Source organism: Nocardioides rotundus (assembly GCF_019931675.1).
Taxonomy (GTDB): Bacteria; Actinomycetota; Actinomycetes; order Propionibacteriales; family Nocardioidaceae; genus Nocardioides; species Nocardioides rotundus.
The window spans coordinates 2,474,673-2,499,651 of the sequence record NZ_CP082922.1 but is presented as its reverse complement, the minus strand read 5'-3'; the positions used below and the strand labels follow the sequence as shown (position 1 = coordinate 2,499,651).

22 protein-coding genes are annotated in these 24,979 nt (G+C 70.6%); 15 read left to right on the top strand and 7 right to left on the bottom strand.

The genetic code is table 11. The features are described from left to right. Positions 1-44 precede the first annotated feature (44 nt). Entirely contained in the window at positions 45-1,217 is a 1,173-nt protein-coding gene (locus tag K8W59_RS12350) for an acyl-CoA dehydrogenase family protein (protein WP_223394253.1), read from the top strand. A gap of 22 nt (positions 1,218-1,239) precedes the next feature. On the opposite strand, the gene K8W59_RS12345 is transcribed toward K8W59_RS12350, so the two are convergent. Continuing rightward, positions 1,240-1,923 carry a hypothetical protein gene (locus K8W59_RS12345; RefSeq protein ID WP_223394251.1) on the bottom strand — a complete coding sequence of 228 codons (684 nt, stop codon included), beginning with the start codon at positions 1,921-1,923 and terminating at the stop codon, positions 1,240-1,242. A 63-nt stretch (positions 1,924-1,986) separates the two neighbouring features. On the opposite strand from K8W59_RS12345, the gene K8W59_RS12340 reads away from it, so the two are divergent. Then, the gene (locus K8W59_RS12340; protein WP_223394249.1) at positions 1,987-3,144 is read left to right on the top strand and encodes a cysteine--tRNA ligase; all 1,158 of its coding nucleotides are present in this window, start codon (positions 1,987-1,989) and stop codon (positions 3,142-3,144) included. On the opposite strand, the gene K8W59_RS12335 is transcribed toward K8W59_RS12340, so the two are convergent. The 4 genes from K8W59_RS12335 to K8W59_RS12320 form a co-directional block, all read right to left on the bottom strand. Continuing rightward, positions 3,122-3,514 (bottom strand): DUF1707 SHOCT-like domain-containing protein, encoded by a 393-nt coding sequence (locus tag K8W59_RS12335; RefSeq protein WP_223394247.1) that lies wholly within the window; start codon positions 3,512-3,514, stop codon positions 3,122-3,124. The two genes, K8W59_RS12340 and K8W59_RS12335, sit on opposite strands and share 23 nt — an antisense overlap. Beyond that, positions 3,511-4,236, bottom strand: a complete 726-nt coding sequence (locus K8W59_RS12330; protein WP_223394244.1) for a PadR family transcriptional regulator — start codon at positions 4,234-4,236, stop codon at positions 3,511-3,513. Before K8W59_RS12330 ends, K8W59_RS12335 begins: the two co-directional genes overlap by 4 nt. Before the next feature lie 166 nt (positions 4,237-4,402). Beyond that, a complete protein-coding gene (locus K8W59_RS12325; RefSeq protein WP_223394243.1) occupies positions 4,403-5,269 on the bottom strand; it encodes a crotonase/enoyl-CoA hydratase family protein in 867 nt (288 codons plus the stop codon). Positions 5,270-5,285: 16 nt separating this feature from the next. Further along, positions 5,286-6,524, bottom strand: coding sequence for an LCP family protein (locus tag K8W59_RS12320; RefSeq protein ID WP_223394241.1), 1,239 nt, complete (start codon positions 6,522-6,524; stop codon positions 5,286-5,288). 245 nt (positions 6,525-6,769) lie between these two features. On the opposite strand from K8W59_RS12320, the gene K8W59_RS12315 reads away from it, so the two are divergent. Genes K8W59_RS12315 through K8W59_RS12295 form a run of 5 tightly spaced genes read left to right on the top strand, consistent with a single transcriptional unit; the run spans position 6,770 to position 11,830 of the window. Beyond that, positions 6,770-8,122: an LCP family protein gene (locus K8W59_RS12315; protein WP_223394239.1), complete on the top strand. Its 1,353-nt coding sequence runs from the start codon at positions 6,770-6,772 to the stop codon at positions 8,120-8,122. 16 nt (positions 8,123-8,138) lie between these two features. Further along, positions 8,139-9,056, top strand: a complete 918-nt coding sequence (locus K8W59_RS12310; protein WP_223394237.1) for a glycosyltransferase — start codon at positions 8,139-8,141, stop codon at positions 9,054-9,056. Beyond that, entirely contained in the window at positions 9,053-9,970 is a 918-nt protein-coding gene (locus tag K8W59_RS12305) for a glycosyltransferase family 2 protein (protein ID WP_223394235.1), read from the top strand. Before K8W59_RS12310 ends, K8W59_RS12305 begins: the two co-directional genes overlap by 4 nt. Positions 9,971-9,986: 16 nt before the next feature. Next, positions 9,987-11,558 carry a class I SAM-dependent methyltransferase gene (locus tag K8W59_RS12300; protein WP_223394233.1) on the top strand — a complete coding sequence of 524 codons (1,572 nt, stop codon included), beginning with the start codon at positions 9,987-9,989 and terminating at the stop codon, positions 11,556-11,558. Then, positions 11,555-11,830: a DUF6752 domain-containing protein gene (locus K8W59_RS12295; RefSeq protein WP_223394231.1), complete on the top strand. Its 276-nt coding sequence runs from the start codon at positions 11,555-11,557 to the stop codon at positions 11,828-11,830. The genes K8W59_RS12300 and K8W59_RS12295 overlap by 4 nt, the downstream gene beginning before the upstream one ends. On the opposite strand, the gene K8W59_RS12290 is transcribed toward K8W59_RS12295, so the two are convergent. After that, entirely contained in the window at positions 11,827-13,035 is a 1,209-nt protein-coding gene (locus K8W59_RS12290) for a hypothetical protein (RefSeq protein WP_223394229.1), read from the bottom strand. The genes K8W59_RS12295 and K8W59_RS12290 overlap by 4 nt on opposite strands. 120 nt (positions 13,036-13,155) lie before the next feature. On the opposite strand from K8W59_RS12290, the gene glf reads away from it, so the two are divergent. Both glf and K8W59_RS12280 read left to right on the top strand, forming a co-directional pair. Next, positions 13,156-14,364: a UDP-galactopyranose mutase gene (gene glf / locus K8W59_RS12285; RefSeq protein ID WP_223394227.1), complete on the top strand. Its 1,209-nt coding sequence runs from the start codon at positions 13,156-13,158 to the stop codon at positions 14,362-14,364. A gap of 145 nt (positions 14,365-14,509) precedes the next feature. After that, entirely contained in the window at positions 14,510-15,811 is a 1,302-nt protein-coding gene (locus K8W59_RS12280) for a phospholipase D-like domain-containing protein (protein WP_223394225.1), read from the top strand. Here the strand turns inward: K8W59_RS12280 and K8W59_RS12275 are convergent. Then, on the bottom strand, positions 15,802-16,953 hold the full coding sequence (locus K8W59_RS12275; RefSeq protein WP_223394223.1) for a hypothetical protein: 1,152 nt from the start codon (positions 16,951-16,953) through the stop codon (positions 15,802-15,804). The genes K8W59_RS12280 and K8W59_RS12275 overlap by 10 nt on opposite strands. Positions 16,954-17,122: 169 nt before the next feature. Here K8W59_RS12275 and K8W59_RS12270 point away from each other — a divergent pair, with 169 nt between their 5' ends. The 6 genes from K8W59_RS12270 to K8W59_RS12245 all read left to right on the top strand — a co-directional run bounded on the left by K8W59_RS12270 (position 17,123) and on the right by K8W59_RS12245 (position 24,865). Further along, positions 17,123-17,848 (top strand): phosphocholine cytidylyltransferase family protein, encoded by a 726-nt coding sequence (locus K8W59_RS12270; protein ID WP_223399793.1) that lies wholly within the window; start codon positions 17,123-17,125, stop codon positions 17,846-17,848. A 160-nt stretch (positions 17,849-18,008) separates the two neighbouring features. Beyond that, on the top strand, positions 18,009-19,973 hold the full coding sequence (locus K8W59_RS12265; protein ID WP_223394221.1) for a phospholipase D-like domain-containing protein: 1,965 nt from the start codon (positions 18,009-18,011) through the stop codon (positions 19,971-19,973). Between the two features lie 51 nt (positions 19,974-20,024). Continuing rightward, positions 20,025-21,080, top strand: coding sequence for an iron-containing alcohol dehydrogenase family protein (locus tag K8W59_RS12260; protein ID WP_223394219.1), 1,056 nt, complete (start codon positions 20,025-20,027; stop codon positions 21,078-21,080). 100 nt (positions 21,081-21,180) lie between these two features. Then, entirely contained in the window at positions 21,181-23,190 is a 2,010-nt protein-coding gene (locus K8W59_RS12255) for a glycosyltransferase (RefSeq protein ID WP_223394217.1), read from the top strand. After that, the gene (locus K8W59_RS12250; protein ID WP_223394215.1) at positions 23,187-24,086 is read left to right on the top strand and encodes an ABC transporter permease; all 900 of its coding nucleotides are present in this window, start codon (positions 23,187-23,189) and stop codon (positions 24,084-24,086) included. The genes K8W59_RS12255 and K8W59_RS12250 overlap by 4 nt, the downstream gene beginning before the upstream one ends. Next, positions 24,086-24,865 (top strand): ABC transporter ATP-binding protein, encoded by a 780-nt coding sequence (locus tag K8W59_RS12245; protein ID WP_223394213.1) that lies wholly within the window; start codon positions 24,086-24,088, stop codon positions 24,863-24,865. The genes K8W59_RS12250 and K8W59_RS12245 overlap by 1 nt, the downstream gene beginning before the upstream one ends. The last annotated feature ends 114 nt before the right edge of the window (positions 24,866-24,979 follow it).

Sequence of the window (24,979 nt, the reverse complement as noted above, 5' to 3'; positions counted from 1 at the left end):
GCACACCCGGGCGGGCGAGAGTTACTCGCGCGTAGAATCCCGCCATGAGCGACTTTCCCCTGTTCGAGCTCTCTGAGGAGCACCAGGCGATCCGCGAGGCCGTGCGCGCGGTGTGCGACGCGAAGGTGGCGCCGTACGCCGCTGCCGTCGACGAGGAGGTGCGCTATCCGCAGGAGGCGGCCGACGCCCTGCTCGCGGCGGACTTCCACGCACCGCACGTGCCGGAGGAGTACGGCGGCGCCGGGGCCGACGCCCTCGCGACCTGTCTGGTGATCGAGGAGGTCGCGCGCGCCTGCGTCTCCTCCTCGCTGATCCCGGCGGTGAACAAGCTCGGCTCCCTGCCGGTGATGCTCGCGGGTTCGGAGGAGCTGAAGAAGAGGTACCTCAGCAAGCTGGCCGCGGGCGAGGGGGGCTTCTCCTACTGCCTCTCCGAGCCCGACGCCGGCTCCGACGCCGGTGGGATGAAGACCCGCGCGGTGCGCGACGGGGACGACTGGGTGCTCAACGGGGTCAAGCGCTGGATCACCAACGCGGAGGTCTCGGAGTACTACACCGTCATGGCGGTCACCGACGCCGAGAAGGGCACCCGCGGCGGGATCACCGCGTTCGTCGTGGAGAAGTCCGACGAGGGCGTCTCCTTCGGAGCCAAGGAGAAGAAGCTCGGCATCAAGGGCAGCCCGACGCGCGAGGTCTACCTGGACAACGTGCGCATTCCCGCCGACCGGATGATCGGTGAGGAGGGGGAGGGCTTCTCGATCGCCATGCGGACGCTGGACCACACCCGCGTCACCATCGCCGCCCAGGCCGTCGGCGTCGCCCAGGGCGCGCTCGACTACGCACTGGGCTATGCCAAGGAGCGGCGCCAGTTCGGCAAGCCGATCTCCTCCTTCCAGGGCATGGAGTTCCTCCTGGCCGACATGGGCATGAAGGTCGAGGCCGCGCGTCAGCTCACGTACGCCGCCGCGGGCCGCTCCGAGCGGGGCGACGACGATCTCACGTTCTTCGGCGCCTCGGCCAAGTGCTTCGCCTCCGACGTCGCGATGGAGGTCACCACCAACGCGGTCCAGGTGCTCGGCGGCTACGGCTACACCTCCGACTACCCGGTCGAGCGGATGATGCGGGACGCCAAGATCACCCAGATCTACGAGGGCACCAACCAGGTGCAGCGGATCGTGATGGCCCGCCAGCTGCTCGCAGGCGTGCAGTCGGAGCTGTAGAGCGGGCGCGCGCCGACTCGGCTCAGACTGCGACGCCCGCGGCGTGCAGGGCGAGTACGGCGGCGCCGAGGAAGCACGCGCCCACGGGCAGCCAGGCGGACCAGTGCACCTTCGTGCGGCGCGGGTGTGTGGCGGCCTCGTGCTCGCGCTTGCGGCCGAACGCCTGCATCCGGTGCAGCAGCGTGGGCGCCGCCTTGTCCATCGCCAGGGGCAGCCAGGCGGGGAGCGCGGTGATGACCACGACCAGCAGGACGAGCGGCACCGCCAGCCAGAAGGGCGGCTGCGCGGCCCCGATGTGCTGCGCGGCCGAGAGCACCAGCGGCAGGCTGGTGTAGTTCGTGACCATGGTGACGACGCCGAAGCCGTAGGCCGACTGGTGCGGGTTCTTCGCCGTCGACGCCGGCGGGCGCCGTACCTGCCTGGCCATGTGGATGCCGAAGACCAGCAGGAGCAGCGCGAGCAGCCCGTCCACGAGCTGCGAGGTGATCTCGCGGTTGATCCACACCGCGAGCCCGGCGCCGAGCACGCCCGCGCCCGCGGCGGCGATCACCACCAGCACCGTGACGGCCCCGGCGGTGAAGGACCGGACCGACCGCGGGCCGTCGGAGGCCAGCAGCCGGGAGGCGTTGAGCAGGATCATCGGGCTGACCGCGGCCAGCAGGCTCAGCGTGAACACCGTGATGAGCAGCGACCCCAGGCCCGTCATGCCCGGAATCCTAACCAGCACGGCCACCGCTTCCGGTCAGTGACGGTGCGGCATGATCGGAGCATGATGAGTACGTCGGGAGTCGTCGGCACCGCGGGCCGCTACCCGCTTCGCCCTTCCACGGGGCCGCGTGCGGCCGACCTGACCCTGGCCGGGTCGTCGCTGCCGCTGACCGGGACGCTGCGCGTCTACACCTGCGGCATCACGCCCTACGACGTCACCCACCTCGGGCACGCCTCGACCTTCGTCTGGGCGGATCTCCTGCTCAGCCTGGGGCGGGCTCTCGAGGTCCGCACCGTCAGCTGCCGCAACGTCACCGACATCGACGACGTGCTGACCGAGGCGGCGGGGAAGCGGCAGCGGCACTACGACGAGCTCGCGGTCACCCAGGAGTTCCTCTTCGAGCGGGACATGACCGACCTCGCCGTGGCCCGTCCGGACCTCTCGCCGCACGCCCGCGGTCACGTCCGGCAGGTGGTGCAGCTCGCCGACGCGCTGCTGGCGCAGGACGCGGCCTATGAGCGGGACGGCACCGTGTTCTTCCGCGCTCCCGAGGGGCTCGACCTCGCCGGGCTCACGGAGGAGGAGGCGCTCGCGGCGCTGGGTGAGTTCGGCGACGCGGCCGAGGATGCTCGTGAGTCGGCGTACGACGTGCCGATCTGGAAGCCGTCCCCGGAGAACCATCCCGCCTGGCCCAGCCCGTGGGGCTGGGGGCGGCCGGCCTGGCACGTGGAGTGCGCGGCGATGGCGGTCGGGGCCTTCGGGGCGAGCCTGGACGTGGTGGTGGGCGGTGCCGACCTGGCGTTCCCGCACCACGCCTACCAGGCCGCGATGGTGGAGGCGGCGACCGGCGCGGCGCCGTTCGCCCGGCGGATGCTGCACGTCGGCACGGTCGGCTTCGAGGGCGCCAAGATGGCCAAGTCCACCGGCAACCTGGTGCTCGTGCGCGACCTGCTCGCCCAGCACCCCGGCGCGGTGGTCCGCATGCTGCTGCTCCACCGCGACTGGCGCGCGCCCTGGGAGTACGACGCCGCGCAGGTCGCCGAGGCCGCCGAGCGCGTGGAGGCGCTGCACGCGGCGGCCGCGCGCCGTTCCGACGAGGGGCGCGAGGCCGTGCTGGCGGCCCTGGTCGACGACCTGGACGTCCCGACGGCCTACGCCCGCGCCGTGGAGGACGGGGGCGCGGCCGCCCGGCTGCTCATCGACCTGCTGAAGGTCTGAACCCGCTCGAGTGCTTGGACTTCTTCGCCACGATGATCGCCGCGACCAGCAGCAGCCACCACGGGAAGACGTCCAGCGCCAGGCCGAGGATCGCCAGCACGCCGGCGATCACCAGGACCGGGACCAGCCAGCTGCGCTCACCCGGCCGGGGACGGTACGACGGCCGCGCGGGCCCGACCGGGCGGGGCGCACGCACCGGAGCCGGCAGGTCGTGGAAGACCACGGCGAGGTCGTCGCGGGTGCGCGCCGACCAGATGGCGTCCAGCCGCTCGGCGTACTCCTCCTCGTCCAACCGACCCTCGGCGTAGTGGTCGGCGAGCCGGTGGGAGGCGGCCTCCCGCTCGGCGTGGCCGACCCGCAGCTCGCTCACGAGTCCTCACCCTCGGAACGCCGCTCGGGGTCCTGCGGGCCGGGCTGGTCCGCGCCGTCGGCGAGGATCCCGTAGAGCGTGCGGCGGGTGTCCACCAGCACCTCCACGAGCGCCCGGCGCTGGGCCTCGGAGCCCTGGCTGACGATCTGCCACACCGCGCTCATCACCTGCCCCACCTCCGAACGGAGGTCGGCCCCGGCGCGCGGCTCCTGGCGGCGCTGCTGCTCGAAGGGCGACCAGACCGCGTCCAGGGTGGCCCGGTTCTCCTCGACGTAGCGACGCCCCTCGTCGGTCAGCCGGATGGTCTTGCGACCGTGGTCGTCGTCGCTCTCGACCAGGCCCTCGTCGTGCAGCTGCTGCACGGTCGGGTAGACCGAGCCGGGGCTGGGGCGCCACGCGCCGCCGCTCCGCTCGGCGATCTGCTGGATCACCTGATAGCCGTTGATCGGCTCCCCGGCCTCCCCGGCGCTGCGCACCACGTCGAGGATCGCGGTGCGCACGTCGCCCCGGCGGACCCGCGGCCCCGGTGTCGGCTCGGGCTGGCCCCAGCCCAGCAGCCCGGCCACCCACGGCGGGGGACCGCCCGGGCCGCGCCCGCGCCCGTGCCGGGGGCCCTGGCCCCACTCCGGTCCCATCCAGCCCTGCCAGGGGTTCTGCGGGTGGTTGCGCCACTGCTCGCTGCCGGGGCCGTCGTACCGGCCCCGTCGTCCATGGTGTCCCATGCTGGTCTCCCTCGTGAAAGTTCGTGAGATATCGCTGGCATATCGCGATATATCGGAACTGTAGCGACGGTGACGCAGCGACTCAAGCAGCCCGCCGGGACGTCATACGAGGCGGGGAACCGCTTCCCCGGAACGTATGACGTCCGGGGCCGCCAGGCGGGGCGGGTCAGACGATCCGCGGCGTCTGCGAGGCCCGCCCGGTGAACTGCGGGGGCCGCTTCTCCCGGAAGGCGGCGACGCCCTCCTTGCCGTCGCCGACCGAGGTGTGCCACATCGCCAGGGAGTCGGCCAGGTGGGCCTGCAGCGGATGCGGCGCGGCGCTGTTGCGGTAGACCAGCTGCCGGGCCAGCGCCAGGGCGACGGGGGAGCGGCCCTCGACGAAGGAGCGGGCCAGCGCGAGGGTCGTCGGGACCAGGTCCTCGGGCTCGTGCAGCGAGCGGATCAGCCCGCCCTCGAGCGCCTGCTCGGCGGTCAGGATGTCGGCGGAGTAGATCCACTCCAGCGCCTGGGAGACCCCGACGATCCGGGGGAGGAACCAGGTGGAGCAGGCCTCGGGCACGATGCCCAGGCGACCGAAGACGAAGCCGATCCGGGCCGAGGTGGAGGCCAGCCGCAGGTCCATCGCCAGGGTCATGGTGGCGCCGATCCCGACCGCGGGGCCGTTGATCGCCGCGAGAACGGGCTTGGGGCAGTCGTGGATCGCGAGCGTCACCTTGCCGCCGGTGTCGCGCATCCCCGACTGCCACGGCTCCTGGTCGTGGTCGGCGGCGAACGCCTCGGGGCTCGGGTCCAGCGTCTCGTCCAGGCCGAAGACGTTGCCCTCGGCCGAGAGGTCCATCCCGGCGCAGAAGGCGCGGCCCGCCCCGGTCACCACGATCGCGCGCACCTCGTCGTCGGAGGCGGCCTGCCGGAAGCACTCCTCGAGCTCGCGGGCCATGGTGACGGTGAAGGAGTTCAGCTCGTCGGGCCGGTTCAGGGTCAGCAGCGCCACCCCGGCGTCGTCGACCTCCCAGCGCAGGGTCTCCCAGGTCATCGCGGTCGCAGGCTCCTCACTGTGGCAGCCCGGTGGGCGTGCACAGTCGCTTGCCCACCGAGTCGGTGTCGTCGTCGATGATCTTCTGGAACAGCGCCCGCGAGCGCTCGGGGTCCCAGTTCACGGCCAGGTCCTGGATCGGCACGGTGCAGGTCAGCCCGTTCTTCCCGTCGACGCGGGTCATCGCGAAGGCGAAGCGCCCCACGGCGACCGGGCCGGTGCCCTCGCTGACCCGCAGCGACTCGGCGCCCGCCATGTTCGTGCGGTAGTAGCGCACCGGGTTGATGAACGTCCACGGCGACATGATCTTCGCGCCGATCCCCGAGATCACCTCGCGCTGCGCCTTGCCGCGGTCGACGTCCCCCCGCTCGAGGTAGAGCTTGCGGGAGCGCGCGTAGGCCAGGGCGGTCTTGCCGTCCGCCTCCTGGCAGCCCTTCTCCACGTTGAGGTTCGCCTGCGGGTCGTTCATCTTCATCGGCGGGCAGATCTCGATCCCGCCGACGGCGTCGACGATGTCGACGAACCCGCCGAAGCCCACCTCGATGTAGTCGTCCACCCGGATCCCGGTGTTCAGCTCGATCGTGCGCACCAGCAGCCGCGGGCCGCCGTACGCGAACGCCGCGTTGATCTTGGTCGTCCCGTAGCCCGGCACCTCGACCAGCGAGTCGCGCGGGATCGACATCAGCAGGTTCGGGCCGGAGCCGGTGTGCAGCAGCATGATCGTGTCGGTGCGCTGCCCGCCCGCGTTGCCGGTGCCGAGGTCACGGCGCTGCTCCTCGCTGAGACCCTCGCGGGAGTCGGAGCCGACGAGGAGGTACGTCGTCCCGCCCTGCTCGTCGGGGCGGGTGTCCTCCGGCGGGGTGGCGTCCACGGTGGCGACCTTGCTCCACGCCCAGAAGGGCACGGCGATCAGGAAGACCAGCCAGGCGAGCAGCGCCAGCTTGAGCCACCCGAGACGGGAGCGGCGCCGGGGGCGCGGCGCGGGACGTGGACGCGGGTCCCGTCGGGGAGGGGGCCCCGGAGGTCCGACCCCTCGGTCGCGTGGCGGTGGCGGGCTCTGGCGCGGCCGGCTCGTCGGCTCGTTGGGTACGGCGGGCATCCGCCGCGTGGCGTCGTCGTACTCGCCCTGGTTGCGGATCACCTGGGTGGCGTCGTCGGCGTCGCCGGAGCGTGAGGACCCACGAGAGCCGTAGAGCCAGTCGTACTCGGGAGTGCCCTCCTCGGGACCTCCGCTTCCCCGGGGACGGTCAGCCATGCCGGCGAGGCTACCGTGAACGGGACAGCGACCCGGTGAACCGCCGTACCTTCCGTGTCCTGGCGGCGCGTCGCGAACGGCCGCGACCACAGTGACTGGTGATACTGGGCGGGCATCTCGTCCACTTCCCCGCAGAGAGGTCGCCCTCCTCGATGTCGACTGCGACGCCCCCAGGGTTCGTCCGAGCCGCCAGCTCCGAGCGGGCGCGACGCGTCCGCTTCCGTCGCGCCGTGACCCTGATGGTGATGACCCTCCTGGCCCCCGGGTCGGCGCAGGTCGTGGCCGGCAACCGCCGCGTCGGGATGATGGCGCTCCGGATCGCCGGGGCCGTCGTCCTCCTGGTCGCCGTCGCCGCCCTGGTCGGCCTGCTGTGGCGCCCGTTCGCCTTCTGGGCGGCCTTCAACCCCACGTTGCTCGGTGTCCTCCGGTGGACCCTGATCGGCCTCGCCGTCGGCTGGGCGTTCCTCTTCATGGACGCCTGGCGGCTCGGGCAGCCGCTGAGCCTCCAGCAGAACCAGCGGCTGGCGGTCGTGGGCATCAACGGGGTGCTGTGCCTCTCGGTGGCCGGTGCCCTGATCTTCGGCGCCCACGTGGTGGGCGTCCAGCGCGACTTCACCATCGCGATGTCCTCCGACGGCGCCGCCTCCGCCGCGGAGGACGGGCGATACAACGTGCTGTTGGTCGGCGGTGACGCCGGCAAGGGTCGGTGGGGCCTGCGCACGGACTCCATGACGGTGGCCAGCATCGACGAGGAGACCGGCCGCACGGTGCTGATCAGCCTGCCGCGCAACATGACGAACTTCCCCTTCGCCGAGGGGTCGGTCATGGACAAGGCCTGGCCGCAGGGCTACAACTGCGGCTACCCCGACTGCGAGCTGAACAGCGTGAACACCTGGGTCGGGGAGAACCGCGAGCTGTTCAAGGGCGTCGAGGACCCCGGCATGAACGCGACCATCTCCGCGGTCGAGGGGATCACGGGGCTGAAGATCAACTACTGGGCGATGGTCAACCTCGAGGGCTTCAAGGGCCTGGTGGACGCCGTGGGCGGGGTGAGGCTCAACGTGCGCCAGCCGATCCCCGTCGGGCTGCCCAACGAGAAGACCTTCCACTACATCGACCCCGGCACCCGGACCCTCAACGGCCACGACACGCTGTGGTTCGCGCGGGCTCGGGAGGGCTCGGACGACTATTCGCGGATGGCCCGGCAGAAGTGCGTGATGAACGCGATGCTCCACCAGGTCAGCCCGAAGACGATGCTCACCAACTTCACCGAGATCGCCTCGGCCAGCTCCGACATGGTCTCCACCAACGTCCCCTCCAGCGAGTTCGGCCGGTTCATCGACCTGGCGCTCAAGGCGCGGGGACAGAAGGTCAGCACGGTCTCGCTGGTGCCGCCTGCCGTGGACACCTCCGACCCGGACATCGACAAGATCCAGGAGATGATCCAGAAGGGGATCGACCAGGCCGAGGGCACGGCCAAGGCCGCACCCAAGAAGAAGAAGCCGGCCGGGCAGTCCGGGATGACCGGCGGGTCGCTGGGCTCGCTGTCGGAGGGGTACGTCGCCAACCAGGCCGACGACCTCGGCGCCGCCTGCTGAGCCGTAGGGTGTCCGCGTGACCCGATCCGCCCCACCGCGCGTGCTCGCGGTGGTGGTCACCTTCAACCGCCTCGAGCTGCTCCGGCGACTGGTCGCGCGGCTGCGCGAGACCCCCGGCCTGGCCGGCGTCCTGGTGGTCGACAACGCCTCCACCGACGGCACCGGCGACTGGCTGCGCGGGCAGGAGGATCTGCGGTCGATCCTGCTGGAGACCAACACCGGCGGCGCCGGTGGGTTCCACCGAGGCCTGCTCGCGGCGGTCGAGGCGGGCGCCGACCTGGTGTGGCTGATGGACGACGACGGCCTGCCCGAGCCGGACTGCCTGGCGACCCTGCTCGAGCACGACGGCGCCCTGGACTTCTGGGGCCCGGTCGTGGTCGACGAGCTTGATCCGGACCGGCTGGTCTTCCCGATCCGCCCGCCCGGTCGCTCGAAGGCGCTCACCACGCTGGCGCAGGTGCGGGCCGCCGCTGACCGCGACGGACTGGTGCGCGACGTGGTGATCCCCTTCAACGGGGTGCTGGTCACCCGCGAGCTGGTGACGCGGATCGGCTCGGTCCGCGAGGAGTTCTTCATCTGGGGCGACGACCACGAGTACCGGCTCCGGGCGATGCGCGCCGGGGCCCGGACCGCCACGGTGGCCGACGCCGTGCTGCGCCATCCCACGGTGGGGGAGCTCGGCACCCCGATGGCGTTCGGCAGGACGACGTACAACCACAGCCCCAGCGACCTGAAGCACTACAGCATGGCGCGCAACAACCTGCTCAACCTCAAGGAGTACGCCGGCCCCCTGCACGCGGCCGCGTTCGTCGCGAAGACGCTGTGGTTCTACACCTTCACCCGGCCCAGCCCGGCCCGCCTGCGGCTCTCGCTGCAGGCGATGCGCGACGGGCTGCGCGGCGACTTCACCGGTCACCGGAGGTTCCTGCCGTGACCGGGGAGACGGTCGCGGTGGTCGTGGTGACCTACAACCGGTCCGCGCTGCTGACCGGGATGCTCGACGGGCTGGCGGCGCAGACGCATCCGCCGGACGCGGTGTGGGTGGTGGACAACGCCAGCACCGACGACACCGCCGAGGTGCTGGCGGCACGCACCGACCTGCCGCTGCGGGTGCTGCGGCTGGAGGAGAACACGGGCGGGGCCGGCGGCTTCCACCGGGGTGCGGAGGAGGCGACCCGGGCCGGCTACGACCGGCTGTGGCTGATGGACGACGACGTGGTCCCCGTCCCGGAGTGCCTCGAGGTGCTGATGTCGGTGGACGAGGACTGCCTGATGGCGGTGCGGGAGGACCGGCAGGGTCGCCTGGTGGAGAAGAGCGCGATCCGCTTCGATCTCGCCAACCCGTTGGCGATCCGGCCCAAGACCGCCTCGGTGGACAGCACCTACTCCAGCCGGGCCGAGATGCCGGCGCTGCTCCCGGTCGAGAACGTCGCGTTCGAGGGCTTCATGATCCGCCGCCGGGTGGTGGAGGAGATCGGCCTGCCCGACGCCTGGTTCTTCATCTTCTACGACGACTGCGACTACGCCCTGCGGGCCCGGGCGGCCGGCCGCACGATCTGGGCTGTGCGGGACGCCGTACTCGTGCGCCAGCTCGACTTCGACCAGCAGCACGCGCTGGACGGCTGGAAGGGCTATTACATGTACCGCAACCTGTTCGCGGTGCACCGGCGGCACGGGCAGAACGCCCTGGTCCGGGCCAAGCCGTACCTCATCACCGCGGGTGTCCTGGCGCTGGCGCCGCTGCGCGGCGGGCGGGCCGAGGCGCGCAATGTGATGGCCGCCCTGCGGGACGCCCGCAGGATGCCGCGTACGCCGGAGGGTCGGGGTGGTCGCCCCGCTTCCCGGTAGTAGCATCCCGAGCACCATGGGCGAGCCGACGACAACCGATGACGACCTCGTGGTCCATCACGGCAGGGGCTTGGTCGACCTCGAGGGGCTGCACCTGCCGAAGCGGGTCAGCGGCGTCCTGGATGTCGAGATCGGGGACCACCGGGTCTGGTCCTTCCAGGCCGACCGGCACGACGACGCCGACGAGGACGGGCTCCGGCTGATCCCGTGGCCGGAGGTGCTCAAGCGGTTCCTCGACGGACGGGCTCGTGTGGTGGTGCGCGAGCATGTCAGCGGCAAGGCCCGGCTCGACGTCGAGGTGCAGCTCGGCACCGGCGAGGGCGAGGTGCAGATCCGCGACGCGGAGGGCCGCTCCCTGGCGGTGACGAAGTACGGCCGCCTCAACCGGCCCTTCGACGGTGCCGACCGGACCGCCGTCGAGGGCTACCTCGACGAGTGCGAGAAGGTGCTCGCGGTCCTGCGTGAGGACTGCGGCCTGCCGGCGTTCATCTCCTTCGGCACGCTCCTGGGCGCCGTACGCAACGGACGGCTGATCGGGCACGACGTCGACGTCGACCTGGGCTACCTCAGCGACTACGAGCACCCCGCCGACGTGATCCGCGAGTCCTTCCGGGTCGAGCGGGCCCTCACGGCCGCCGGCTACCGCTGCAAGCGCGAGAACGGCGGCTTCCTGGCGCTCTACTTCACCCAGTCCGATGGCGTGCTGCGCAACCTGGACGTCTTCGCCTGCTGGCGGGTGGGGGAGTACCTCTACCAGGTCCACGACATCCGGGAGAAGCTGCCGCGCTCCTCGGTGGTGCCGCTGGGCGAGATCGAGCTGGAGGGCCGCACCTGGCCGGCGCCGAACCGGCCGGAGGACCTGCTGCAGGCGGCCTACGGCCCTGGGTGGCGCGTGCCGGACCCGGCCTTCGAGTACACCGCGCCCCGGGCGCGCGCCCGGCGGATCGGTGGGTGGCTCGGTGGCCTGCGCGCCGACCGCGACCGCTGGATGGGCTACTACGGCCGCAAGGGCCGGCTGGCGCCGCCGACCGAGCCGAGCGACTTCGCCCGCTGGGCCGCGGAGCGGATGCCGCAGGACTCCTACGTCGTGGACCTGGGGTGCGGCACCGGCGGGGACGCCGTCTGGTTCGGCGAGCAGGGCCATCGGGTGCTGGCGGTCGACTTCGTCCCGGCCGCGGTCCGGGTGGCCACCGATGCGGCCGAGGCGGCCGGCGTGCCGGTCGAGGTCGAGCAGTCCAACCTCTACGACCTGCGTCACGCCCTGGGGCTGGGGGCCCGGCTCAGCCGGCGAGCACCGGTGACCGTCTACGCCCGAGGGCTGCTGAGCGACCTCAACCCCCAGGGGAAGCCCAACTTCTGGCGGCTGGTCACGATGGCCGGCGCCGGCGGTGGCCGGCTGCTGCTGGAGTTCGACTCGATCGTGGCCCTGGACGGGCGCCGCGTGGGTCCGGGCCGGCGCAAGCGGCGGCTGGACCCGATGCGGGTGATCCGGACGGTGCAGCGTCAGGGGGGCGTGGTGGTCGACCGAGAGGATGTCAGCGGTGAGAACGGCCCGAAGTGTCGGATGATGGTGGAGTGGCAACGATGAAGCAGCAGATGCGGAACTCGGCACGCGAGGCGGTGCGCCGGGTGGCCCCGGGCGCCTGGAACGCGGTCGAGGACGTAGCCCGCCTTCGAGGGGAGCTCGCCGAGCTGCGGCAGCGGGTGCAGGAGCTCGAGGACGACGTCCAGGAGAACCGACAGCTCAACCGGCGGGTGGCCGAGCTCACCGACATCGTCCAGGAGCTGCTGATCCCGATCGCGAACCGCGACGACGCCGCGGTCCAGGAGCTGCTGGACCGGCAGCGAGAGCTCTTCTAGCCCGCCGCCTCCCGCCTGCGCATCCGGGCCCGGAGCCGGGTGAGTGCCCTGGCGGTCCCGCTCTCCTCCTCCGGGGGCGGGTTATCGCCCGGGTCGGGCTCGCCCCGGCGCAACCTGGCGACGCGGCGCCGGCTGCTGGCCAGCTGCTCCACGGCCTCGGCGAGTGCCGCGACGCTGGCCTCGGCCACGGCCTCGGGTGCCGGGGTGGCCAGGCCGTCCGACGGCTCGCCGACCTGGTCCCGGTCCACGCGGACGTCCAGGTCCTCCAGATCGCCCACCAGGTCGTAGTTGCTGACCCGCAGGGCGTCAGTGATCTCCTTGGTACGGCGTGCCAACGCCGGCGCGTAGGCCTCCGGCAGCACGATCTTCTGGCTGCCCGTGCGGGCCAGCGAGCTCTCGGCCAGGCCGTGTTTGACGAGCATGGCGTACTGCGGCCAGCGCACCGTGTCGGAGAGCTGCAGGTTGAGCCGGCGGAGGGCCTCGGCCTCGGCAAGGCCGATGCCGACGTTGCTGCCGCGGACCTCGGTGTCGTAGGCCTCGGGCCGGATGCCCAGCACGGAGCAGAAGCGCTCCCACAGCAGGCCGCTCGGAGCGCCCACCGGCGGCAGGGTCACCACGTGCACCCGCTGGGGGGTCAGGCCCTCGGCCCAGTTGGAGAGGACCAGCCGCGGGTCCTGCCCCATCCAGATCCCACCCGGCCCGTGGTCGTCCGGGCCCGCGGTGGCGGCGCGCTCGAGGAACTCCGCATAGCTCATCGTGCGCCGGTTCTTGACCTCCTCCTGCCAGACCGCCGGCACCTGCCGTCGCAGGTCGCGCAACGTCATCACCAGGTGCGCCTCGTCGAAACCGGACAGGGAGTTGAACGCACGGTCCACCTGGCGCGGTGTGGCCCAGGCCAGCAGCTCGGAGGAGATGAGCACGTCGCCCTCGGCCTCGGACGCCTCGGCGGTGAGTCTGTCCCACCCCCCGACCGATGCCTGGGTCGGCTTCCTCCCGAACGCCGCACCGCGCAGGTCGAGGGCCGCCTGGTGGTGGGCGGCCGCGCTCGCTCCGGGGTAACAGAGCCCGGCCCGGGCCAGCGCCTCCCGGTTCTGCCAGAGCACGTTCTGCAGGAAGGTCGTCCCGGTCTTCGGCGCACCCACGTGGATGAAGACCCGGCGGGGACGTCCGGAGCGGTCGGTGATTCCGGGGGTTTCCGACGTCATGGGGCCGATCCTAAGCGGGCGCGGTACGGGATCGCCGACACGGCTCCGGGTCCCCGGTCGCCGGATCCGCCGCGGGCTAGACTGCCCGCGCCCGCGCACCTGCTCAGAAAGGCCCTCCACGTGTCCGACCCCGCCGTGTCCGACTCCGCCACGCCCGACCTGGTCGTCGTGGGCGCCGGCCTCTTCGGCCTGACCATCGCCGAACGGTGCGCCGAGGAGCTGGGCAAGCGGGTGCTCGTGCTGGACCGGCGCTCCCACATCGGAGGCAACGCCTACTCCGAGCGCGACCCCGAGACGGGGGTGGAGGTGCACAAGTACGGCGCCCACCTCTTCCACACCTCCAACGAGCGGGTGTGGGAGTACGTCAACCGGTTCACCGACTTCACCGACTACAAGCACCGGGTGTTCGGCAAGTACCAGGGGCAGGTCTACTCCCTGCCGATGAACCTCGGCCTGATCAACCAGTTCTTCGGTCGCAGCCACACCCCGGACGAGGCCCGCGCGCTGATCGCCGAGCAGGCCAGCGAGATCGCCACCGAGGACGCCACGAATCTGGAGGAGAAGGCGGTCAGCCTGATCGGGCGGCCGCTCTACGAGGCGTTCATCAAGGGCTACACCGCCAAGCAGTGGCAGACCGACCCCACCAAGCTCAGCGCGGACATCATCACCCGGCTCCCCGTCCGCTACACCTTCGAGAACCGGTGGTTCAACGACACCCACGAGGGGCTCCCGGTCGACGGCTACACCGCCTGGCTGACCAAGATGGCCGACCACCCCAACATCGAGGTCCGCCTGGAGACGGACTTCTTCGACGTCGCCGAGGACTACAAGGGCAGGGTGCCGATCGTCTACACCGGCCCGGTGGACGAGTACTTCGGCAACAGCGAGGGCCGGTTGTCCTGGCGCACGGTCGACCTGGAGGAGAGCGTCGAGGAGGTTGACGACTTCCAGGGCACCGGCGTGGTCAACTACAACGACCAGGACGTCCCCTTCACCCGGATCATCGAGTTCAAGCACTTCCACCCCGAGCGGGTCAAGATCCATATTCCCGGCAAGACGGTGATCGTGCACGAGTACAGCCGGTTCGCCGAGGAGGGGGACGAGCCCTACTACCCGGTGAACACCGCCGAGGACCGGGAGAAGCTGCTGAAGTACCGCGACCTGGCGAAGAAGGAGCAGATGGTGCTCTTCGGCGGCCGGCTCGGCACGTACAAGTACCTGGACATGCACATGGCCATCGGGTCGGCCCTGTCGATGTTCGACAACCGGCTCAAGCCGCACTTCCAGGACGGGGCGCCGCTGACCTCCGGCGGGGTCGACGGCGACTGACCCGTCGCGGCGTATCGCGGCTCACAACCAATCGCCGCGCCCGGACGTCCTATAACGCGTCCGCGTCACTTACAGTGTTGCGGGTGCGCTGGTCGCCGTACGCGACCACCCGATCTGTACTCAATGCTCTGGGGGAGATTCCACCGTGAAGAAGTTCGCCTTGCTCAGCACTGTGCTGGCAGTGCTGAGCACCCTGTTCATGGCCACCCCGGCCAATGCCTGGGAGCCGGCCGGCGGCGCGACGTTCAACACGCCTGCGCCGTGGGGCGGGTATGACGCCCGCTACCGGATCATCAAGAAGGTCGAGGAGGCGATCGCCCGCACGCCCCGGGGCGAGACGATCCTGATCACGAGCTACTTCCTGGACCGCGACATCACCGCCGACCGGCTGATCAATGCCTGCAAGCGGGGCGTCTCGGTGCGGGTGCTGCTGGACAGCGGCGTCAAGGACGCCCCGGCCCGCCGGGTGATCAAGGCGCTCAACGCCGACAACCGCACCGGCGACGGCCCGAAGGCCGGCCCGTGCAACACCCGGACCCGCACCATGGCCCGCGGCCAGGTGCAGAACCTGGACGAGCCGCTGACCCGCACCCAGGCGCTGAACAGCGTCACCACCCGGCTCGGCACCGAGTGGTCCTGGGGTCAGGACAAGAGCTACGTCTACCAGTGCAAGGCCGCCTGCCGCAGTGGCAACGGCGCCATGCACGACAAGTTCTTCGCCTTCTCCAAGACCGGCTCGGCCAACAACGTGATCATGGTGAGCTCGTCGAACCTCAACAAGGGCGGCGCCTCCAAGGGCTGGAACGACATGTGGACGATGAAGCGTCGTCCGGGCAGCTTCGCGAAGTACCAGGCGCAGCACCTGGCGATGACCCGTGAGCAGCGGGCCTCGACCTCGCGCAACCAGTACGTCGACGGCCCGTTCGTCAGCCGCTTCTACCCGATCATCGGGGCCGGCAAGGCCAAGGACCCGGTGCTCGCGGACCTGAACAAGATCAAGTGCTGGAGCGGGTTCGGTCGCACCCAGGTGAACGTGTCGATGTTCTGGTGGGGCGGCAAGCGCGGCAACTGGCTCGCCGACAAGCTGCTCTCGCTCGGGCGCAACGGGTGCACGGTGAAGATCATCGTCGGCGCGCCGACGAAGGAGATCATCGGCAAGCTGCGCCTGGCGGCCCGCCGCGGCGTGATCCAGCTGTGGGACAGCCGGAAGAACTACACCGGCGACTCGCTGCCCGACGTGCGCACGCACATGAAGTCGGTCATGGTGCGCGGCGCCATGGGCAGCAACCGCAAGATCCGCTGGGTCACCACCGGTTCGATGAACTGGACCGGCGGCGCGCTGACCTACAGCGACGAGAACACCCTCAACATCACCGGCGACGTCGCCTACGCGCCGTACCGCAAGCAGTGGGAGCGCATCCGGAACTTCTCCAAGCGCTACCGCTGAGCAAGCAGCCGACCCGCCCGGGTGCGCAGGCCGTTCGCGAGCCTGCGGACCCGGGCGGTTCCGTTCCCGGCAGGGGCGGACATTCCGGTCCTGCGGCTCTGCTGGGCCAGCAGCCGGTCCCGCTCGCGGGTGAGGTCGCGGACGTCGCGGATCATCTGGTCGATCGCCCGGCCGGCCACCTGTAGTCGCTCGGACTCGCTGACCTCGTCCGGTGAGGGGCGCACCTCGGGGTCGGCGGGAGGCACCAGATCCTGCAGGTCGCCTGTCACCGGGTAGCCGGTCCGGCCGAGCTCGTCCACGGCGGCCAGGGACAGGTCCCGCATCCGCAGCGCCTGCTCGGGACGCATCCCGAAGCGCGGGCCGTTCTGCGGCACCAGCACCTCGTGGCCGAAGTACTGCCGCACCCAGCGGTGGAACTCGGGCCGGGAGCTCAACGGGTCGGAGAGGTAGGGCTTCACGTCGTGCAGCAGCGCGGCCTGCGGCGCGCCGAGCGACTCGTTGCCCACCGCCAGCGACATGTCGAAGCCGGTGTCGTCGAAGCCGAGGACCTCGCGCCAACGCTGCCACAGCAGCTCGCGCGGCGCCCCGGCCGGCGGCAGGGTGACCAGGTGGACCCGGGAGGGGTCGCCCACCGCCCGTGCCCACCGGTCGGCGACCGCGACCACGTCCTGGGTCCGCCAGCTCCACGGGCCGGGGAGCCGCCGCGCGAACGCCTTGTCCATGAACTCGTCGAAGCTGTCCTGGGACAGCATCTTCAGCGACTCCTGCCACACGGCGGGGAACTGTCGGACGTAGTCGCGGACGGTGATGACCACCTCGACCTCGGCGGGGGCCAGGTCCTCGATGGCGCTGCGCGCCTCGTCGGCGTCGAGCATGGACCAGAACTCGTGGGAGAGCAGGCCCGTCCCGTTCCACGCCGCGAGGCGCTGGGTGAACCTGCCCCACACGTCGCCGTTGCCGGCGAGCTCGCTGAGCGGCGCCCCCTGGGCCTGACGGAAGGCGTGGTAGTGCTCCATCCGCTTCCGGCCGGGGTAGAGGAGGCCCTGGCGTCGCAGCAGCTCCCGGTTCTGCCACATGATCGTCTGTAGGTAGGTCGTGCCGCTCTTCGGCAGTCCGATGTGGAAGAAGACCCGGTCGGCCATGCGGCGTGTGCCCCCTTGGAGTGCGAGATGGTGCGCACAGCGTCGCACACGCCGGGGTGCTCGTCCGCGAGGCCTCACGCCCGTGCGTCGCGCCCCACCGGCTCGGCTAGGCTCCCTCATCGCCCCGGCGTACCGGGGCGATGACACGAGGAGGATTGCTGTGATCGGGATGGTGCTCGCCGCAGGGGCGGGGCGTCGGCTGCGGCCGTACACGGACACGCTGCCCAAGACGCTGGTGCCCGTGCGGGGCGAGGACACCGTGCTCGACATCGCCCTGCACAACCTCGCGGCCGTCGACCTGCGCGACGTCGTGGTGGTGGTCGGCTACGCCGCCGACGCCGTACGCGAGCGGCAGGCGTCGCTGGAGAAGCGGTACGGCGTGCGCCTGAAGCTGGTGTTCAACGACAAGGCGGAGATCTGGAACAACGCCTACTCGATGTGGTGCGCCCGCGAGGAGATGGCCGACGGCGTACTCATGGTCAACGGCGACACGGTGCACCCGGTGTCGGTGGAGGAGACCCTGCTGGCCGCGCGCGGCCCCGAGCTGCTGCTGGCGGCGGACGTGCACAAGCGGCTCGCGGACGAGGAGATGAAGATGCAGGTCGACGAGGCCGGGCATCTGAGCAGGATCACCAAGCTCATGGATCCCGACTCCGCGATGGGGGAGTACATCGGCGCCAGCCTGATCGAGGCCTCCATCGTGCCGCGGCTGGCCGACGCGCTGCAGGCCACCTTCGAGCGCGACCCGGACCTCTACTACGAGGACGGCTACCAGGAGCTGGTGAACCGGGGCGAGAGGATCTCGCTCGCGCCGATCCCCGAGGGCACCCCCTGGGTGGAGGTCGACAACCACGACGACCTGGCGATCGCCCGGACCGTCGCCACCCGGTACTGATCCCGAGGACACACCGGGGACGCGATGTGCACCTCCCCAGGTGTTCCCACTACTAGACTCCAAAACCACTGGCCCCACAGGTAACACCACGGGTGCCGTTGGGGGGACCTGATGGTGGCTGGTCGAGACCAGACAACTCACCGTCAGTGGGGTTTCCATCGTGCGCAAGGCAAGGCTGTTGATCGCTCTGGCGCTGCTGCTGGGCGGATTGGCCGTGGTGTCGGCCCCGGCTCAGGCCCAGCCCTCCTGGGCTCCCGACGGCGGGGCCACCTTCAACGTGCCCAAGCCGTGGGGCGCGAAGGCCGAGCGCTACCGGATCGTGGAGAAGGTGGATCGCGCCATCCGCAACGCGCGGCCCGGGTCGACCGTGCTGGCCACCACCTACCTGATGGACCGGTGGGACACCACCGAGGCACTGATCGACGCCTGCCGCCGCGGAGTGAAGGTCCGGGTGATCCTGGACGAGTCGATCTACGGCCGCCCGGCGAAGAAGCTGATCAAGTACCTCAATGCCGACAACCGGGTGCAGACCCGCAAGGTCGAGGTGAAGAAGCTGGTCAAGCCGGCCAAGGGCAAGAAGGGCAAGAAGGCCGGCAAGAAGGGCAAGCGGAACAAGCCCACCTACAAGACCGTCACCAAGACCAAGCGGCTCCCGGCCCGGACCGGACGCTGCAACGGCCTGCGCCCGGACAAGCGCGCCGCCGTGGTGAAGCGGGTGAAGAAGAAGTTCGAGGCCGAGCAGGAGCGCAAGGCCGAGCGCCGGGCCGCGAAGGCGAAGCGGGCCAAGGCGAAGGCGGACAAGCGCGCCGACCGCCGTACGGACAAGGCGAAGAAGAAGCGCGGGTCGAAGAAGGCGAAGGAGGCCCGCGAGAAGCGGCAGAAGCGCTGGGCCGAGAAGTGGGCGAAGATGTCCAAGGCCGAGCGCAGGAAGTGGAAGGCCGACAAGCGCAAGGAGCGGCTCCGCAAGAAGGAGGCGCGCGCCGAGCGGGCGGAGAAGAAGGCCCAGCAGCGCAAGGCCAAGGCGAAGAAGCGCAAGGCCAAGGCCCGCGCCGAGCTGGCCAAGCGGACCCGCAAGGCGATCCGCAGGGCCGCGCGGCCGCAGACCCGGCAGATCCCCTACGGCAAGGCGAAGCGGATGGCGCGCGCCGACCTGTCCAGCAAGGCATCCTGGGGCCCGGACGGCAGCTACGTGAAGATGTGCAAGAACGCCTGCCGCAGCGCGCACGGGGCGATGCACAGCAAGTTCTACCTGTTCTCCGAGACGGGCAGGGCGCGCAACGTGGTGATGGTGAGCTCCTCGAACCTCAACAAGGGCGGGGCGAACCTGGGCTGGAACGACATGTGGACCATGCGCTCGGCTCCCAAGTCGTTCCGCCTCTACCGCAAGCAGCACCGGAAGATGACCCGGGAGAAGATCGGCACCAAGCGGGGCTTCACCTTCAAGGAGAAGGGCACCAAGTCACGCTTCTACCCGCGCATCCAGGGGGACAAGCGCAAGGACCCGGTCATGGCCGAGCTCGAGCAGATCACCTGCCGGACCTCGGTGCCGGTGAAGACCCGACCGGACGCTCAGGGCAAGAAGGCCACGAAGGGCAAGAAGGGCGACAAGGCCAAGAAGGGCGACAAGGCCAAGAAGGGCGACAAGGCCAAGAAGGGCAAGAAGGGCAAGAAGAAGGTCGCCATGAAGAAGGTGGCCACCAAGGTCCACGTGTCGATGTTCTGGTGGAGCGGCAAGCGCGGCGAGCGGCTGGCCGGGCAGCTGGTCCGGCTGGGCAAGAAGGGCTGCGACGTCAAGGTCAACCTCGGAGCCCCCTCGCGCAAGGTGATCACGCGGCTGCGGATCGCGGCCAAGCGCGGGAGGCTGGAGCTGTGGGACAGCCGGCACGACCTGTGGGGCGACGAGCTGCCCGACGTGCGCAGCCATCAGAAGCTGGTGCTCGTCAAGGGCGGGTACGGCAAGGACCGGATGACCACCCGGGTGTTCACCGGCTCGATGAACTGGACCGGCGGAGCCCTGCAGTTCAGCGACGAGAACACCCTGATGCTCACCGCCTCCTCGGCCTACCGGGCCTATCTGGCCAACTGGAAGAAGGTGCGCCGTAAGTCCCGGTATGTCGCCGGCTGAGGCGAGGGGGGACCGCCGCGCTAGGTTGTCCCCGATCGAGAGGAGACGCCCGTGCCGGTCCTGAGCAGGATGCTCCCCAGTCCTCTGTTCATGGACATCCGGCGGGGGGCGGTCGAGGGGCTGGACCGGCTGTTGCACGAGCGGTTCATCTCCACGGCGGGACGCGTCCTGGTGGCCGTGGGGCCGTCCCAGGGCGCTGCGATCTGGTCGACCCTGGAGCCCTCGCTGCCGGAGGCGGAGGTGATCTCGGTCAACGACGCCAGCCTCGCCGAGGCCGGCCGACTCCAGGCCGCCCTGGGCGAGAAGGGGTACGACGCCGTCGTCGCGATCGGCGGCGGCAAGACCCTCGACGTCGCCAAGTACGCCGCCACCCGCGCGGGCCTGCCGATGGTCGCCGTCGCCACGAACCTGGCCCACGACGGCATCGCCTCGCCGGTGGCCTCGCTGGAGCATGCGCACGGCAAGGGCTCCTACGGCGTGGCGATGCCCCTGGCGGTCGTGGTCGACCTCGACTACGTGCAGGCCGCCCCCGCGTCGCTGGTGCGGGCCGGCGTCGGCGACGTGCTGAGCAACCTCTCGGCGATCGCGGACTGGGACCTGGCGCATCGGACGCGGGGCGAGCCGATCGACGGCCTGGCCGTCGCCTTCGCCCGCACCGGTGCCGAGGCGGTGATCGCCCGCGACGACGGGATCGAGAGCGAGGAGTTCCTGGTGGTGCTCGCCGAGGCCCTGGTGCTCTCGGGGATGGCGATGGCCGTGGCCGGCTCCTCCCGCCCCTGCAGCGGTGCCTGCCACGAGCTGCTGCACGCGGTCGACCAGCTCTTCCCGGGTACGGCGGGCCACGGTGAGCTCGCCGGGGTCGGTGCGCTGTTCGCCACCATGCTCCGCGGGGAGGACCGGCGCTTCGAGGAGATCGCGGCCGCCCTGACCCGGCACGAGCTGCCGAGGTCGCATCGCGACCTGGGGCTCACGGCTGAGCAGTTCGCCGCGGCGGTGCGTCTGGCCCCCAGCACCCGGCCGGACCGCTACACGATCCTTGAGGACCTCGACCTCGATGACGCGGCGATCGCGGCGCGGGTCGAGGAGCTGGCGGAGCGGACCGCCTGAGCCCTCCAGCGTGGCGGGGGACACCCCGTCAGGGACACCGGGCCGCGCGGTCCCGGCTGATAACTTGTGCGACGTTGACCCAACCCGGAGGAAGGCACCTGTGAGCGAGGCACGCGTGAGCGAGTCGGCACCCGAGACGACTCGCGGCTACCGCATCGTCCAGCACACCCTGATGCGTCCGGACGAGGACCTGGACATCCGTCCGCTCTACGTCAACGGACTCTCCAGCTTCTCCGGTGGCGATGCGCCGACCAAGCAGATGGGTCGCGAGGAGAACCAGGACACCGTCAAGACGGAGACGACGCCCGAGGGCGAGCAGGGGATCAGCGGCTTCGGCCGGATCTCCTCCGACGGCTACGCGATCGCCGAGCCCGGCAAGCGGCTCTCCTTCGGTGCCTATTTCAACGCGTTCCCGGCCAGCTACTGGCGCCGCTGGACCGACATCGAGTCCGTGCGGCTCACCGCCCGGCTGAGCGGATCGGGGAACCTGCTGATCTACCGCTCGACCGCCAAGGGGCACGTGATGCGTGCCGACGCCGTGCACATCGACAGCGACGGGGTGCAGGAGGTCGTCTTGGACCTCTCGCTCCAGCCGTTCATCGACGGTGGGTGGTACTGGTTCGACATCGAGGCCGAGAACCGCGAGCTGGTGCTGGAGAGCGCGCACTGGTCGGTGGAGACCGACCGGATGCGGATGGGCACCCTGACCATCGGGATCACCACCTTCAACCGGCCGGACTTCTGCGCGGCCCAGCTGAAGAACCTGGCAGAGACGCCGGCCGTGCTCGACGTACTGGACGAGGTCATCGTCGTCGACCAGGGCAACCAGAAGGTGCGCGACGACGAGAGCTACCCGGCGGCCGCGGCCGTCCTGGGGGACAAGCTGCGGATCATCGACCAGGACAACCTCGGCGGATCGGGCGGCTTCTCCCGCGCGATGCTCGAGGCCGAGGCGCGCGGCCGATCCGACTACGTCCTGCTGCTCGACGACGACGTGGTCTGCGAGATGGACGGCATCCTGCGCGCGATCACCTTCGCCGACCTGTGCAGCCGGCCGACGATCGTCGGCGGGCACATGTTCAGCCTCTACGACCGCTCGGTGCTGCACGCGTACGGCGAGACCCTGGAGCGCTACACCTGGTTCTGGGGGCCGGCGCCGTCCACCGTGCACGGACAGGACTTCTCCCGGAAGTCCCTGCGCCGCACCCAGTGGCTGCACCGGCGCGTCGACGTCGACTACAACGGCTGGTGGATGTGCCTGATCCCCACCCAGACGATCCGCGAGATCGGGCTCGCGCTGCCCATGTTCATCAAGTGGGACGACGCGGAGTTCGGCCTGCGCGCCGGCGAGGCGGGCTACCCCACGGTCACCCTCCCGGGGGCCGCGGTCTGGCACGTGCCGTGGACCGAGAAGGACGACACGCTGGACTGGCAGGCCTACTTCCATGAGCGGAACCGGCTGATCTCCTGCCTCCTGCACACGCCCTACGAGCGCGGCGGCCGGATGGTCATGGAGTCCTGGGAGAACCACTCCATGCGGATGGTGGCGATGCAGTACTCCACCGGCGAGACCATCCTGCGCGCCCTGCAGGACGTGCTCGACGGTCCCGAGCGGATGCACCGGGACATGGCCACCCGCCTGGGCGAGGTGCGCAAGATGCGCGACGGCTACTCCGACGGGCACAACGAGAGCGACCTCAGCGCGTTCCCCGAGCCGCGCCGCAAGAAGCCCCCGAAGCGGGGCAAGGCGATGGCCAGCCCGACCACCACGGTCGGGAAGATGCTGGTGGGTGCCGTGGGCCTGGTCCGGCAGGTGACCAAGCCGCGCGACCTGTCGCGGGACTACCCCGAGGCGCTGGTGCCGCACGTCGACCAGCGCTGGTGGCGGCTGGCCCAGATGGACTCCGCGATCGTCTCCACCGCCGACGGCACGAGCGCCTCGTTCTACCGCCGCGACCCCGAGGAGTTCCGGGCCCAGATGACCCGGTCGGCCAAGCTGCACGCGCAGCTGTGGCGGGACTGGCCCGAGCTGGCGCGCCGCTACCGTGACGCGCTGCCGGAGCTGACCAGCCCCGAGGCGTGGAAGCGCACCTTCGAAGGCTACGAGTGACCACGGGCCCGGCGGGCACTGAGCAGCTCCCCCCGCTGGTCCCACCCTCGAGCACCACGGGCCTGCTCGAGGTCTTCCGCCGTCGCTACCTGCTGCGCCTCCTGGTGCGCCGGGAGATCCAGGCGCGCTACCAGGGGTCGTTCCTGGGCCTGGTGTGGTCCTACATCAACCCGCTCAGCCAGTTCTTCATCTACTGGTTCGTGATGGGCGTGATCATGCAGCGCGGCCAGGTGGAGAACTTCGCGGTGCACGTCTTCGCCGGGCTGATCGTCGTGCACTTCTTCGTGGAGACGCTCAACGCCGGCACGCGCTCGATCGTGCGCAACCGCGGCGTGGTGGTGAAGATGGCGGTGCCACGGGAGATGTTCCCCGTGGCCTCCATGCTGGTCTCCGCCTTCCACGTGGTGCCGCAGCTGGTGATCCTGTTGGTGATCTGCCTGACCTACGGGTGGCGGCCCGATCCCGTGGGGATGGCCGGGCTCGCCCTCGCCCTGGTCGCGTGCGCGCTCATCGGTACGGCGATGGCGCTGCTGCTGAGCGTGGCCAACGTGTTCCTGCGCGACGTCTCCAACGCGGTGAGCGTGCTGAGCAACTTCATCCGCTTCGGCGTGCCGATGGTCTACCCGTTCGCGCTGGTGCAGGAGCGGTTCGGCGACATCGGCGGGCACGACTTCGCCCAGTACTACCTGTGGAACCCCCTGGCCGACGCCGTACTGCTCGTGCAGCGCGCCTTCTGGGTCGGCACCACGCCGGACCCGGCCAAGACCGAGGCGGCCAACATCCCGCCGCACCTGATGCAGCTGGGGTGGCTGTGCGTCCTCTTCGGCGTTGTCCTGCTGGTCATCGCCCAGCTGGTGTTCTCCCGCACCGAGGGCCGGATCCCGGAGCAGCTGTGATGAGTGTCGAGAACGCGCCCGAGTCGATCGTGGTCGACAACGTCACCAAGAGCTTCAAGCTGCGCTATCACCGCACGATCAAGCAGGTCAGCGTCGCCGCGCTGCGCCGGGAGAAGATCAGCGACACCTTCGCCGCCGTGGACGACGTCTCCTTCACCGTGCGGCAGGGGGAGTCGGTCGGCCTGATGGGGCTCAACGGGTCCGGCAAGTCCACCCTGCTGAAGCTGATCAACGGGATCATGCGACCCGACACCGGCAGCGTGCTCACCCGCGGCCGGATCGCCGGGCTGATCGCGACGGGCGCAGGGTTCCACCCCGAGCTGTCCGGGCGGGACAACCTCTACCTCAACGCCGCCATCCTGGGCATGTCGGAGAAGGAGACCCAGCGCAAGTTCGACGACATCGTCGAGTTCTCCGAGCTGGGCAAGCACCTGGACAGCCGGGTCGGCCACTACAGCTCGGGTCAGAAGGCGCGCCTGGGCTTCGCGGTGGCGATCCACGTCGACTCCGACATCTTCCTCGCCGACGAGGTGCTGGCGGTGGGGGACAAGCCGTTCAAGAAGAAGTGCATGGAGCGCATGCAGGAGGTGCGCAACTCCGGTCGCACCCTGTTCTACGTCAGCCACGCCGCGGCGTCGGTGCGGAAGATGTGCGACCGGGTGATCGTGCTGGAGGACGGCAAGGTCGGCTTCGACGGCGACGTGGACGCCGGCATCCGCTACCTGCACTACGACGACGACGACCCGACCGACGACGAGGCCATCGGCGCGGACATCTGAGCCCGTTCCGGCTGCCTCGGGCGCGGTTTGGCCGGGCCTCGAGGCGGATCTGGGCTAGATTCACCACACCCGTCGGCGTGTCGAGTGGAAATTACATGTTTGTAGTTACTCAGA